Source organism: Flavobacterium xinjiangense, from assembly GCF_900142885.1.
Taxonomy (GTDB): Bacteria; Bacteroidota; Bacteroidia; order Flavobacteriales; family Flavobacteriaceae; genus Flavobacterium; species Flavobacterium xinjiangense.
This window is the reverse complement of sequence record NZ_FRCL01000001.1, coordinates 414387-428163: the sequence shown is the minus strand read 5'-3', so window position 1 is coordinate 428163 and position 13777 is coordinate 414387. Positions and strand designations below refer to the sequence as shown.

The 13777-nt window shown below is 35.3% G+C and carries 10 protein-coding genes; all 10 read left to right on the top strand.

From position 1 onward, the window contains the following. Positions 1-72: 72 nt before the first annotated feature. The 10 genes from BUC23_RS01825 to queG all read left to right on the top strand — a co-directional run bounded on the left by BUC23_RS01825 (position 73) and on the right by queG (position 13769). Positions 73-1407: a c-type cytochrome gene (locus BUC23_RS01825; RefSeq protein ID WP_073204464.1), complete on the top strand. Its 1335-nt coding sequence runs from the start codon at positions 73-75 to the stop codon at positions 1405-1407. Between the two features lie 29 nt (positions 1408-1436). Then, positions 1437-4493, top strand: a complete 3057-nt coding sequence (locus BUC23_RS01820; RefSeq protein ID WP_073204461.1) for a TAT-variant-translocated molybdopterin oxidoreductase — start codon at positions 1437-1439, stop codon at positions 4491-4493. A gap of 38 nt (positions 4494-4531) precedes the next feature. After that, positions 4532-5935, top strand: coding sequence for an NrfD/PsrC family molybdoenzyme membrane anchor subunit (gene nrfD, locus BUC23_RS01815; protein WP_073204459.1), 1404 nt, complete (start codon positions 4532-4534; stop codon positions 5933-5935). After that, a complete protein-coding gene (locus BUC23_RS01810; protein WP_073204456.1) occupies positions 5928-6452 on the top strand; it encodes a DUF3341 domain-containing protein in 525 nt (174 codons plus the stop codon). The genes nrfD and BUC23_RS01810 overlap by 8 nt, the downstream gene beginning before the upstream one ends. Positions 6453-6460: 8 nt before the next feature. After that, complete coding sequence (locus BUC23_RS01805) at positions 6461-7009, top strand: c-type cytochrome (RefSeq protein ID WP_073204452.1); 549 nt, start codon at positions 6461-6463, stop codon at positions 7007-7009. 27 nt (positions 7010-7036) lie between these two features. After that, positions 7037-8518: a quinol:cytochrome C oxidoreductase gene (locus tag BUC23_RS01800; RefSeq protein ID WP_073204449.1), complete on the top strand. Its 1482-nt coding sequence runs from the start codon at positions 7037-7039 to the stop codon at positions 8516-8518. 20 nt (positions 8519-8538) lie between these two features. After that, the gene (locus BUC23_RS01795) at positions 8539-9699 is read left to right on the top strand and encodes a cytochrome c oxidase subunit II (protein ID WP_073204445.1); all 1161 of its coding nucleotides are present in this window, start codon (positions 8539-8541) and stop codon (positions 9697-9699) included. A gap of 28 nt (positions 9700-9727) precedes the next feature. Further along, positions 9728-11518 (top strand): cytochrome c oxidase subunit I, encoded by a 1791-nt coding sequence (locus tag BUC23_RS01790; protein WP_073204442.1) that lies wholly within the window; start codon positions 9728-9730, stop codon positions 11516-11518. A 161-nt stretch (positions 11519-11679) separates the two neighbouring features. Continuing rightward, a complete protein-coding gene (gene ruvB, locus BUC23_RS01785; RefSeq protein WP_073204438.1) occupies positions 11680-12702 on the top strand; it encodes a Holliday junction branch migration DNA helicase RuvB in 1023 nt (340 codons plus the stop codon). A gap of 134 nt (positions 12703-12836) precedes the next feature. Further along, positions 12837-13769, top strand: a complete 933-nt coding sequence (gene queG / locus BUC23_RS01780) for a tRNA epoxyqueuosine(34) reductase QueG (RefSeq protein ID WP_073204434.1) — start codon at positions 12837-12839, stop codon at positions 13767-13769. Positions 13770-13777: the final 8 nt, after the last annotated feature.

The following is a 13777-nucleotide window of genomic DNA, read 5'->3' as shown; positions in this document are numbered from 1 at the left end:
AATGTATTAGTTTTTTCTAAAAGTATTAATAGAAAAAACCGTACCAATTTTAGTAGATAATCATTATACTATATGAAAAAGGTGGGTAACCATAATTCGATCACAAGAAAATTATATTTAAGCTTAGGGCTTACTTTAGTTTTCTCCTTAACATCAATTGCACAAGTTGCGGCTCCGGAAGCAGCAACACCAGCTCCAGCAGATGCTGTTGCTGCGTCAGGTGGTGACCCTGTAAAGGGAAAAGAACTTTTTAATGCAAATTGCGCAGCATGTCATAAATTGGATGCTAAAGCAACAGGGCCTATGTTGAGAGGTATATCTGCAAAGCATGAAATGGCTTGGATTTACAAGTGGGTTCACAATAGCTCTGATATGATAAAATCAGGTGATGCTGCCGCTGTAAAAGTATTTGAAGAAAACAATAAGTCTGTCATGACTGCTTTTCCTCAATTATCAAATGCTGATATAGACAATATTATTGCTTATACTTCAGAGCCAAAAGCGGAAGCTGCCGCTGCTCCTACGGGAACTGCTGGAGTTCCTGGTACTGCTGCTCCAGAAAATGCTATATCAAACAATGTTATTCTAGGTGCGTTAGGATTGGTTATGGCTATGTTAGTAGTTATGTTATTCTTAGTGAATAAAGTGTTGTCGAAAGTAGCAAAAGCAAATGGAATAGTGGTTGCTCCAAAAGAGCCTACTATGCCGATTTGGAGAGCATTCGCAAAAAATCAATTTTTAGTTTTGGTGTCTTCAATATTTTTACTGTTGACGGGAGCATATCTAGTATATGGTTTCTTGATGCAAGTTGGGGTTGATCAAGATTATGAGCCAATTCAGCCAATTCACTATTCTCACAGAATACATGCTGGTAGCAACGGAATAAGTTGTAAGTATTGTCACTCTTCTGCTAGAGTTAGTAAGCATTCTGGAATTCCTTCTTTAAATGTTTGTATGAATTGTCATAAAAACATTGCAGAGGTTTCTGATACGACTGCAACTCCAGATCATTCTAAAGCTTTTTATGATGGTGAGATCCAAAAATTATATAAAGCAGTGGGTTGGGATCAATCTACTCAAAAATACACTGGAAAAACGGAACCTGTAAAATGGATTCGTATTCACAATCTACCAGATTTCGTTTACTTTAATCACTCACAGCACGTAACTGTTGCGGGTATTGAGTGTCAGACTTGTCATGGTCCCGTTCAGACTTATGAAGTGATGAAGCAGTTTTCTCCTCTTACAATGGGTTGGTGTATTAATTGTCACAGAAAAACGGAAGTTAAGATGGAAGGCAATGAATATTATACCAAAATTCATGAGGAACTTTCTAAAAAATACGGTGTAGACAAATTGACTGCAGCACAAATGGGAGGTTTAGAATGTGGTAAATGCCACTATTAATCAAATTATTAAGATTTTAATATTTATATATGTCATCAAACAAAAAATACTGGAAAAGTGTTGAAGAACTAGACGAAAATAGTTCTATTGTTGAGGCGCTTAAAAATAACGAATTTGTTGAAGAAATTCCTACTGATGAATTTTTAGGAAATAATGATGCTTTGTCATCTTCATCAACATCACGTCGTGACTTTTTAAAGTACGTTGGGTTTAGTACTGCAGCAGCTACGCTTGCAGCTTGTGAAGGGCCGGTACACAAGTCAATACCTTATGTACTACAACCAGAACAAATCATCCCTGGAGTAGCTGATTATTATGCAACTTCTGTTTTTGATGGTTTCGATTTTGCTAATTTATTGGTGAAGACACGTGAAGGGCGTCCTATTAAAATAGATAACAACACTATTGCGGGAGCAAAATTTGCTGCTAATGCTAGAATTCATGCGTCGATATTGTCATTATATGATAGTATGCGTTTGAAAGAGCCGAAAATTGAAGGTAAAAATTCAACTTGGTCCGCTGTTGATTCTGCATTAAAATCTAGTATTGCTGATGCTAAAGCAAAAGGCGGTCAAATAGTGTTATTGACTAATACATTAGCAAGTCCTTCTACAGAAGAATTAATTGCTCAATTTATTGGTAAAAATCCAAATGCTAAACATGTTGTTTACGATGCAGTTTCTTCGTCAGAAGCATTAGATGCTTTTGAAAGCGTTTATGGAGAAAGAGCGTTAGTTGATTATGATTTTTCAAAAGCATCGCTTATCGTTTCGGTAGGTGCTGATTTTCTTGGGGATTGGCAAGGTGGAGGATATGATTCTGGTTATGCTAAGGGTAGAATACCTAAAGCAGGGAAAATGTCTCGCCATTTTCAGTTAGAATCAAATATGACTTTATCTGGTGCTGCTGCTGACAAACGTTTTGCAATGTCAACTGCAAATCAAAAACAAGCATTAGTACTTATATATAATATCGTTACTGGTTCATCTGCGACAGTAAATTTAGATAGTAAATTAAAAGCTGAAGTAACTAAAGCGGCTCAACAGTTAAAAGCTGCAGGTTCTAAAGGAGTTTTGGTTTCTGGGATTCAAGATAAGAATGCACAGTTATTAGTTTTAGCTATCAATCAAGTTTTGGCTAGTGAAGCTTTCACTACTTCAGGAACAAGACAAATTAGAAAAGGTTCTAACGAAAAAGTTGCTCAATTAATCAATGATATGAAAGCTGGAAGCGTTCATACTTTAATTATGAGTGGTGTTAACCCTGTTTATACTTTAGCAGATAGTAAAATATTTGTTGAAGCACTTAAAAAAGTAAAAACATCTGTTACTTTCTCTTTGAAAGAGGATGAGACTGCTTTACTTTCTACAATTGCAGCTCCTGCTCCACATTATTTAGAGTCTTGGGGTGATTTAACTTTAACAAAAGGTTCATACAGTATTACTCAACCAACAATTCGTCCTTTATTTAACACTAAGCAATTTCAAGAAATTTTAATGTCTTTGAATGGACTTACTGGTTCTTACTACGATTTTGTAAAAGCAAATGCTTCAACAATCGTTTCGGGTTCTACTTGGAATAAAGTGTTGCATGACGGTGTTTATGTTGGTGTGGTATCATCTGTGTCTGGTGGTTCAGCTGATTATTCTGCTGCCGCTAATGCATTGGCTCAAGCAAAACCTGCACAGGCTTTTGAATTAGTATTGTATACTAAAACAGGTTTGGGTGATGGACAACAAGCGAATAACCCTTGGTTACAAGAGTTACCGGATCCAATCACAAGAGTTTCTTGGGATAATTATGTTACTGTTTCGAATGCCGATGCTAAAAAATTAGGATTGTCTAATGAGATTGTTGCAAATGGTGGTTTGAATGGTAGTTATGCTACTATTACAACGGTTGATGGTTTGAAATTAGAAAATGTTCCAGTAATTGTTCAGCCAGGACAAGCTGTTGGAACTGTAGGTTTAGCTTTGGGTTATGGACGTAGAGCAGCCTTAAAAGAAGAAATGCAAGTAGGTTTAAATGCTTACTCATTATATAAAGGCTTTAACGATGTGCAATCTGTATCATTAGCTAAAGCGGATGGAGAACACGAATTTGCTTGTGTTCAAGGTCAAAAAACATTGATGGGTAGAGGTGATATTATTAAAGAAACTACTTTAGAGATATTCAATACTAAAGATGCTGAATTTTGGAACGAACAACCAATGGTATCTTTAGACCACAAAGAAGTGGCGGCTACATCAGTAGATTTATGGGATTCATTTGACCGTTCTACAGGTCATCACTTTAATCTTTCTATTGATTTAAATGCTTGTACTGGATGTGGTGCTTGTGTAATTGCTTGTCATGCTGAAAACAACGTTCCAGTTGTTGGAAAAGCAGAGGTTAGAAGAAGTCGTGATATGCACTGGTTGCGTATCGACAGATATTATTCTTCTGAAAGTACATTTGCAGGAGATAACGAAAGAAAAGAAAATATCGCCGGATTATCAAGTTCATTATCTACATTTAATGAAATGGAGAAAGCGGGAGATAATCCTCAGGTTTCTTTCCAACCGGTAATGTGTCAGCATTGTAATCATGCTCCTTGTGAGACTGTTTGTCCAGTTGCTGCAACTTCACATGGTCGTCAAGGTCAAAATCAAATGGCTTACAACAGATGTGTTGGTACTCGTTACTGTGCTAACAACTGTCCTTATAAAGTGCGTCGTTTTAACTGGTTCTTGTACAACAAAAACAGTGAATTCGATTATCATATGAATGACGATTTAGGACGTATGGTATTAAATCCAGATGTTAATGTTCGTTCTCGTGGTGTTATGGAAAAATGTTCTATGTGTATTCAAATGACACAAGCTACAATTTTAAATGCAAAGAGAGAAGGAAGAGTAATCGTAGATGGAGAATTCCAAACGGCCTGTTCAAATGCTTGTTCTACTGGAGCAATGAAATTTGGAGATGTAAATGATAAAGAAGCCGAAGTAACTAAATTAGCTGCTGACGATAGAATGTATCATTTATTGGAGCATGTTGGAACAAAACCAAATGTGATTTACCACGTTAAAGTTAGAAATACCTAGTACAAAAAATAATTAATTAAGAATCAATATAAAGGATTATGTCGTCTCACTACGAAGCAACCATTAGAAAACCCTTAGTTATAGGTGATAAGTCTTATCACGATGTAACTGTAGATGTAGCTGCGCCTGTTGAAGGTAAAGCAAATAAACATTGGTGGATTGTATTTTCAATTGCATTAATAGCCTTCCTTTGGGGATTAGGTTGTATCATTTACACTGTATCTACGGGTATTGGAACATGGGGATTAAATAAAACTGTAGGTTGGGCTTGGGATATCACTAACTTCGTTTGGTGGGTAGGTATCGGTCACGCAGGAACATTAATTTCAGCCGTATTATTGCTTTTCCGTCAAAGATGGAGAATGGCAATTAACCGTTCTGCGGAGGCAATGACCATATTTTCTGTAATACAAGCAGGTTTATTTCCAATTATCCACATGGGACGTCCATGGTTAGCGTATTGGGTTTTACCAATTCCGAATCAATTTGGATCTTTATGGGTGAATTTTAACTCCCCTTTACTTTGGGACGTTTTTGCAATCTCTACTTATCTTTCTGTTTCATTAGTTTTCTGGTGGACTGGTTTGTTGCCTGATTTTGCGATGTTGAGAGATAGAGCGATTACGCCTTTTAACAAAAGAGTTTATTCTATATTGAGTTTTGGTTGGAGCGGTAGAGCAAAAGACTGGCAACGTTTTGAAGAAGTTTCTTTGGTTCTTGCAGGTTTAGCAACTCCACTTGTACTTTCTGTGCATACTATTGTATCGATGGACTTTGCTACTTCAGTAATACCAGGATGGCATACTACTATTTTCCCTCCTTACTTTGTTGCTGGAGCTGTATTCTCTGGATTTGCGATGGTAAACACCTTGCTTATCATTATGAGAAAAGTTTCTAATCTAGAAGCGTACATTACGATTCAACATATAGAGTTAATGAACATTGTAATCATGATTACTGGTTCTATTGTTGGGGTTGCCTATATTACTGAGCTTTTCATCGCTTGGTATTCAGGAGTAGAATATGAGCAATATGCGTTCTTAAACAGAGCGACCGGACCTTATTGGTGGGCATATTGGTCAATGATGACTTGTAATGTTTTCTCTCCACAATTTATGTGGTTCAAAAAATTAAGAACAAGTATTATGTTTTCTTTTATTATTTCAATTGTAGTAAATATTGGAATGTGGTTCGAAAGATTTGTAATTATCGTAACTTCGTTACATAGAGATTATTTACCATCTTCTTGGACAATGTTCTCACCTACGTTTGTAGATATTGGAATATTCATTGGTACAATAGGTTTCTTCTTTGTTTTGTTTTTGTTGTACTCTAGAACATTCCCTGTAATAGCTCAAGCGGAAGTAAAAACAATATTAAAAGGAACTGGAGATAATTACAAAAGAGAAAGAGAAGCTAATAAAGATTTACATCATGAGTAATAAAGTAATATACGCCATTTATAATGACGATGATATTTTGATGGATGCGGTTAAAAAAACCAGAGCAGCTCATCATCATATTGAAGAAGTTTTTTCTCCATTTCCCGTTCACGGTTTGGATAAAGCCATGGGACTTGCTCCTACTAGATTAGCAATTTGCGCTTTTATCTATGGCTTGATTGGGTTATCATTTGGAACTTGGATGATGAACTACATAATGATTCAGGATTGGCCTCAAGATATTGGTGGTAAACCAAGTTTTAGTTATATTGATAACATGCCGGCGTTCGTGCCAATTATGTTTGAAGAAACGGTATTTTTTGCGGCTCACTTAATGGTTATTACTTTTTATATGAGAAGTAAATTATGGCCTTTTAAAGTTTCGGAGAATCCAGATGTTAGAACTACGGATGACCATTTTTTGATGGAAGTTGCTGTAAATGATAATGAGGATGAATTGATTTCCTTTTTTGAAAGTACAGGGGCGGTAGAAGTTAAAGTAATTGTAAAGAATTAATTGTCGATATGAAAAGTCTATATAAAATAACATTTTTAATTTGTATTACTATTTTAGTTTCGTCTTGCCACAATAATTCGAAACCTAATTACCAATACATGCCTAATATGTATGAGCCGGTAAGTTATGAAACTTATGAGGAATCCAGTGCATTTAAGAACGGCAAGGAAGGACAACTTCCTCCGGCAGGAACGATAAATAGAGGTTTTGAGCCTTATGAATATGAAAATTCTACTGCAGGGTATGATTTAGCTAAATTAAATTTAAAGTCTCCTCTCGATACTATATCTGAAAAAGATGTTGAAAAGTCAAAGGAGTTATTTGATATTTATTGTGCTATTTGTCATGGTACCGAAGGTAATGGTAAAGGAAAATTGGTAACACAAGGTAAATATCTTGGAGTTCCTAGCTATAAAGATAGAGTGATAACGGAAGGAAGTGTTTTTCATGTTCAAACTTACGGTTTAAATTCAATGGGGTCTTATGCGAACCAATTGAATTCTCATGAACGTTGGTTAGTAGCATCTTATGTTATTAATCTGAAAGCTAAATTATAATTGTTGAACAAACTGATCGTAATAGATATGTATACATTTTCAAGTAAATTAAAAACATTTTCTTTTGTCTTAATGGCTGTTGGTCTATTAGGAATTGGATATGGTTTTTTAACTGCACCAAAAGATATTCAAGAAGTTGAAAAAATTCTTGCTGCTGAAAGTCATGGTGCTCACGGTGAAGCTAAGCATGAAGCAAACACTTCTGCTGAAACCTCACATGAAGTTGCAGCTAGCCATAGTGAAGCTACCGTAGAGAAAAAGAAGGAAGCATCTCCTGAAGCTGTTGCTGCGGATGATACCACAAAAGTTACTGAAAGTACAGTTGCTGAACCAGTTCACGTTGAAAAAGTTACTAGTAAGGAAAGTAATGAAGTTTCAGAAGCTGCTGAACATAAAGAGCACGCTGAACATGTTTTGCACCAATTGCAAAATAAACCGTGGGCTTCTTTATATGTAGCTTGTATTTTCTTTATGTTGCTTTCAATGGGAGTTTTGGCTTTTTATGCCATTCAACAAGTGGCGCAAGCTGGTTGGTCTCCTGTTCTGTTTAGGGTTATGCAAGGAATAACAGCATATTTACCGGTAGGATCTGTTATCTTTTTCATAATACTTGTTGTTTGTGGATTAAATATTTTCCACTCTAATAGTTTATTTATATGGTTAGATCCGGAAGTTGTTGCGCATGATAAAATCATCGCTAACAAATCAGGTTATTTAAATTTTCCTTTTTGGATAATTAGAGCAGCAATTTTCTTAATTGGGTGGAACTTATACCGTTACTATTCAGCGAAAAATTGTTTGGCGCAAGATCAAGCGTCTGATGACCTTAACTATAAAAAGAATTTTAAAATGTCTGCTGGATTTTTAGTTTTCTTTATTGTTACTGAATCTATTATGTCGTGGGACTGGATTATGTCAATAGACCCACACTGGTCTAGTACTTTATTTGGATGGTATGTTTTCGCCAGTTTCTTTGTAAGTGGAATTACGATGATTACAATGGTATCTTTATACTTGAAGTCTAGAGGGTATTTGGAATATGTTAATACAAGTCATATTCATGATTTAGCTAAATTTATGTTTGGAATCAGCGTATTCTGGACTTACTTATGGTTTTCGCAATTCATGTTGATATGGTATGCTAATATTCCTGAGGAGATTACTTATTTTGTAACTAGAATTCAATTATATAATCTGCCATTTTTTGGTGCAGTAGTTATGAATTTCCTATTTCCAATTTTGATATTAATTAATACTGATTTCAAAAGAATAACATGGATTTTAGTAATGGCTGGTACAGTAATTTTGTTGGGACATTATATAGATTTCTTTAATATGGTTATGCCAGGAACAGTTGGAGACAGATGGTTCATTGGTATCTCAGAAATTGCATCCGTTCTTTTCTTCCTTGGATTGTTTATTTATGTTGTTTTCTCGGCATTAACTAAAGCACCTTTGTTACCAAAAAGAAACCCATTTATAGAAGAGAGTAAACATTTTCATTATTAATATTTAAAATAAGTAAACAGATGACAAGTTTGTTGGTAATTATAGTTTTAGTTTTATTAGCCGTTGCTTTATGGCAATTGACGAAAATATTTGATCTTACTCAAGTAGGGGCAAATTCGGACAGTTCTCAGGTAGCTTCTGATAATGATAATAATGTTCAGGGTTATTTAATGTTTGGTTTCCTTGCATTCTTATATATATTCACGATATATGGTTTGTTTAAGTGGGGTCCATTAGTTCTTCATACACCTGCTTCGGAACATGGTTCTTTAGTAGATAGTTTAATGAATATATCGTGGGTACTTTTATTCGTTGTTCAGGCTATAACTCAAGCGTTATTGCATTATTTTGCTTTTAAATACAAAGGTAAAAAAGAGCAAAAAGCATTGTATTTTGCGGACAATAATAGATTAGAGGCGCTTTGGAGTGTTATTCCAGCGGTTGTACTTGCAGGTTTAATTCTTTATGGTCTTTATGCTTGGACTAATATTATGTTCATTGATGATGAAGAAGATACGGTTGTTATCGAATTGTATGCACAGCAATTTAAATGGACTGCCAGATATGCTGGTCCTGATAAGGTTTTAGGTAAAGCTAATGTTAGGTTAATTGAAGGTGTAAATACACTTGGTGTTGACTTATCGGATCCATACGCACAAGATGATATTGTTATTAGTGAATTGCATATACCTAAAGGTAAAAAAATTCATTTCAAAATGCGTTCTCAAGATGTGTTACACTCTGCTTATATGCCTTATTTTAGAGCGCAGATGAACTGTGTTCCTGGTATGGTAACGGAATTTGCTTTTACACCTATTTATACTACTGATGAGTATAGAGAATTGCCTTATATGGTAGAGAAAGTAGCAAATATAAATGCTATTAGAACTAAGAAAAGTATTGAACTTGTTGCAAAAGGACAAACAGCGTTAGATCCTTATAGTTTTGATTATTTATTGCTTTGTAATAAAATATGCGGTGCTTCTCATTACAACATGCAAATGAAAGTAATTGTTGACACTCCTGAAGATTATAAAAAGTGGTTACAAGATAAGCCTACAATAGTGCAAGAAGTAAAAACAGCCAAAACTCCTGCTGCCCCAGTTGATGGCGCTAAAGGCGTCGATTCCACTAAAGGTAAGGATACTGCAGCAGCTGTCGTTAAAATAGCAATGAAATAATTATTAAGAAAATTTAAAGTAAACGTATATGTCAGCAGAAGCTCACGATCACGATCTAGAACACGAACACCATCATAAAGAGACTTTTATTACTAAATATATTTTTAGTATAGATCATAAAATGATTTCCAAACAATATCTTATTACCGGTATTATAATGGGTGTTATTGGTGTGAGTATGTCAATGCTTTTCAGAATGCAACTAGCTTGGCCTGAAGAGTCTTTTAAAATATTTAATGTATTATTAGGTGATAAATTTGCTCCAGATGGAGTAATGGCAAATGATATTTATTTAGCGTTGGTAACCATTCACGGAACTATTATGGTCTTCTTTGTGTTGACCGCAGGTTTAAGTGGAACCTTTAGTAATTTATTAATTCCGCTTCAAATTGGTGCAAGAGATATGGCTTCTGGATTCATGAATATGATATCTTATTGGTTGTTCTTTGTGTCGGCTGTAATTATGATTTGTTCTTTATTCGTTGAAGCTGGTCCTGCATCAGCTGGATGGACAATTTATCCGCCTTTAAGTGCATTACCGCAAGCTATTCCAGGTTCTGGTATGGGAATGACACTTTGGTTGGTTTCTATGGCGATATTTATTGCGTCTTCTTTAATGGGGTCATTAAATTATATCGTTACGGTTATTAATCTCAGAACAAAAGGGATGACAATGACTAGATTGCCATTAACCATTTGGACGTTCTTTGTAACGGCTATTATTGGAGTTATTTCGTTTCCAGTATTACTTTCAGCTGCTTTATTATTGATTTTTGATAGAAGTTTTGGTACTTCTTTCTTCTTGTCTGATATTTATATTGCTGGGGAAGTATTGCATTATCAAGGTGGTTCACCGGTTTTGTTTGAACACTTATTCTGGTTCTTAGGTCACCCTGAAGTTTATATCGTAATTTTACCTGCGATGGGTATTGTCTCTGAAGTTATGGCGACAAATTCACGTAAACCAATTTTTGGTTACAGAGCGATGATTATGTCAGTTTTGGCTATTGCATTTCTATCGACAATTGTTTGGGGACACCATATGTTTATTTCAGGAATGAATCCATTTTTAGGTTCTGTATTTACTTTTACTACTTTATTGATTGCAATTCCTTCTGCCGTAAAAGCGTTTAACTGGATTACAACGCTATGGAAAGGTAACTTGCAGTTGAATCCTGCAATGTTATTTTCAATTGGTATGGTTTCTACTTTTATTACCGGTGGATTGACAGGAATTATTCTTGGAGACAGTACCTTAGACATCAACGTGCATGATACTTATTTTGTTGTAGCTCACTTTCACTTAGTGATGGGTATTTCTGCTCTTTACGGTATGTTTGCTGGGGTTTACCACTGGTTCCCTAGATTATACGGAAGGATGCTTAATAAAAACTTAGGATATGTTCACTTTTGGGTTTCAGCAATTTGTGCTTATGGCGTATTTTTCCCAATGCACTTCATCGGTTTAGCCGGATTACCAAGACGTTATTACACAAATACTAACTTTCCATTATTTGACGATTTACAAAATGTAAATGTACTTATAACTACATTCGCTTTAATTGGTGGTATTTTTCAATTGGTGTTCTTGTACAACTTTTTCAGCAGCATTTTCTACGGTAAAAAGTCGGTACAGAATCCTTGGAAATCTAATACTCTTGAATGGACTGCACCAGTAGAACACATTCACGGTAACTGGCCTGGAGCAATTCCTGAAGTGCACCGTTGGCCTTATGACTACAGTAATCCTGCACATGATGTGGATTTTGTTCCTCAAAATGTACCAATGAAAGAAGGTGAAGAAGTTTTACATCACTAAAAATTTTATGATCAAGTCTCTGCGAAAGTAGAGGCTTTTTTTTGTGCTCTTTTTCTATTTTTTATTTGTGGTTTATATTGTTTTCAAATCACTTTTTTGAAATTTTATAGCATTTAGAATTTATAATTTAGAATTCAATATTGCTTTGCTATCTTTGTTAGATGAATGAAAATTTAGACCCAACTACGAATGGTTACAATTCTGAAGAGCTTGATCTTGAAAAAAGATTAAGACCTCTTTCTTTTGATGATTTTGCCGGTCAAGACCAGATATTAGAAAACTTGAAAGTTTTTGTGCAGGCTGCAAATCAAAGGAATGAAGCGTTGGATCATACGCTTTTTCATGGCCCTCCTGGTTTGGGAAAAACTACGTTGGCTAATATTCTTGCCAATGAATTAAATGTTGGAATTAAAATTACTTCAGGACCTGTTTTAGATAAACCTGGTGACTTAGCTGGTTTACTCACCAATCTTGAAGAGAGAGATGTATTGTTTATTGATGAAATCCATCGTTTAAGCCCTATTGTTGAAGAATATTTATATTCGGCAATGGAAGATTTCAAAATTGACATAATGATTGAATCTGGGCCTAATGCAAGAACAGTTCAAATTAATTTAAATCCCTTTACTTTAATTGGTGCAACAACGCGATCCGGTTTGTTAACAGCTCCAATGAGAGCTCGTTTTGGAATCGCTTCTCGTCTTCAATATTATACAACCGAATTATTGACTACCATTGTGGAAAGAAGCGCTAGTATATTTAAAATGCCAATATCGATGGAGGCTGCTATCGAAATTGCGGGTAGGAGTAGGGGAACTCCCCGTATCGCCAATGCTTTGCTGCGTAGAGTACGGGATTTTGCTCAAATCAAAGGGAATGGTACCATTGATATTGAAATTGCTCGTTATGCCTTAAAAGCGCTTAATGTTGACGCTCATGGTTTAGATGAAATGGACAATAAAATACTGTCAACAATCATTGATAAATTTAAAGGTGGTCCTGTTGGTTTATCAACTTTGGCCACAGCGGTATCTGAAAGTAGTGAAACCATCGAGGAAGTATATGAACCTTTCTTAATCCAAGAAGGTTTCATTATGAGAACACCAAGGGGACGTGAAGTCACAGATAAAGCTTACAAGCATTTAGGGAAAATAAACACTAATATTCAAGGTGGTTTATTTTAGTATTTGGAACTATTTACTTTGTCAGTTCGCTACGCTCGCGTCCTGGTACTCGCTAAATATATTTTGTCAAAAAATATGATAGGATATCGATTGTTTCAGGCTAGTATTTAGTTGTAAATTTTAATTTTTTAGTCATAATTCAAAAATCTAAATATACAGAGTTTATTAAATCCGAAGCAAAACGCCTTGGATTTTTAGCTTGCGGCATATCCAAAGCCGGGTATTTAGAGGAGGAAGCTCCACGGTTAGAAAATTGGTTAAAGAACAATCGAAATGGTGAGATGTCATATATGGAAAATCATTTCGATAAAAGGTTAGACCCGACTTTACTTGTTGATGATGCAAAAAGTGTGATTTCTCTGTTACTGAATTATTATCCTGATCAGTTGCAATCACAAATCGTTACGTCAGAAACCTACAAAATCTCAAAGTATGCTTACGGGTACGATTATCATTTTGTCATCAAGGAAAAGTTGAAAGAATTACTTTTTGCAATCCAGTCATCTATCGGCGATGTTTCCGGGCGTGCATTTGTAGATTCTGCACCAGTGCTAGACAAAGCATGGGCTGCGAAAAGTGGTTTAGGATGGATAGGTAAAAACAGTAATTTGTTAACGCAAAAAGTAGGCTCTTTTTACTTCATTGCGGAACTAATTGTTGACTTAAATTTGGAATATGATAATGCTACTACTGATCATTGCGGAACTTGTACCGCATGCATAGACGCCTGTCCCACTGAAGCAATAGTTGCTCCATATATCGTTGATGGAAGTAAGTGCATCTCTTATTTTACAATTGAACTTAAAGAAAATATTCCTCAGGAGATGAAAGGAAAGTTTGACGATTGGGCTTTTGGATGTGATGTTTGTCAGGACGTTTGTCCGTGGAATAAATTTTCGAAAGCGAATAACGAACCTTTATTTAACCCAAATCCTGAACTTCTTTCTATGACCAAAAAAGATTGGAAAGAAATCACAGAAGAAACTTTTAGGGTGGTTTTTAAAGATTCACCTTTAAAAAGAGCAAAATTTAAAGGAATTAAAAGGAATATTGATTTTTTGCAATAATAGAGTAG

What these genes read in the sequence shown, in the direction of transcription:
- ruvB (WP_073204438.1), top strand. Translation starts at nt 11,680, where the DNA reads ATGAATGAAAATTTAGACCCAACTACGAATGGTTACAATTCTGAAGAG.
- BUC23_RS01800 (WP_073204449.1), top strand. Translation starts at nt 7,037, where the DNA reads ATGTATACATTTTCAAGTAAATTAAAAACATTTTCTTTTGTCTTAATG.
- BUC23_RS01790 (WP_073204442.1), top strand. Translation starts at nt 9,728, where the DNA reads ATGTCAGCAGAAGCTCACGATCACGATCTAGAACACGAACACCATCAT.
- BUC23_RS01820 (WP_073204461.1), top strand. Translation starts at nt 1,437, where the DNA reads ATGTCATCAAACAAAAAATACTGGAAAAGTGTTGAAGAACTAGACGAA.
- BUC23_RS01810 (WP_073204456.1), top strand. Translation starts at nt 5,928, where the DNA reads ATGAGTAATAAAGTAATATACGCCATTTATAATGACGATGATATTTTG.
- nrfD (WP_073204459.1), top strand. Translation starts at nt 4,532, where the DNA reads ATGTCGTCTCACTACGAAGCAACCATTAGAAAACCCTTAGTTATAGGT.
- BUC23_RS01795 (WP_073204445.1), top strand. Translation starts at nt 8,539, where the DNA reads ATGACAAGTTTGTTGGTAATTATAGTTTTAGTTTTATTAGCCGTTGCT.
- BUC23_RS01825 (WP_073204464.1), top strand. Translation starts at nt 73, where the DNA reads ATGAAAAAGGTGGGTAACCATAATTCGATCACAAGAAAATTATATTTA.
- BUC23_RS01805 (WP_073204452.1), top strand. Translation starts at nt 6,461, where the DNA reads ATGAAAAGTCTATATAAAATAACATTTTTAATTTGTATTACTATTTTA.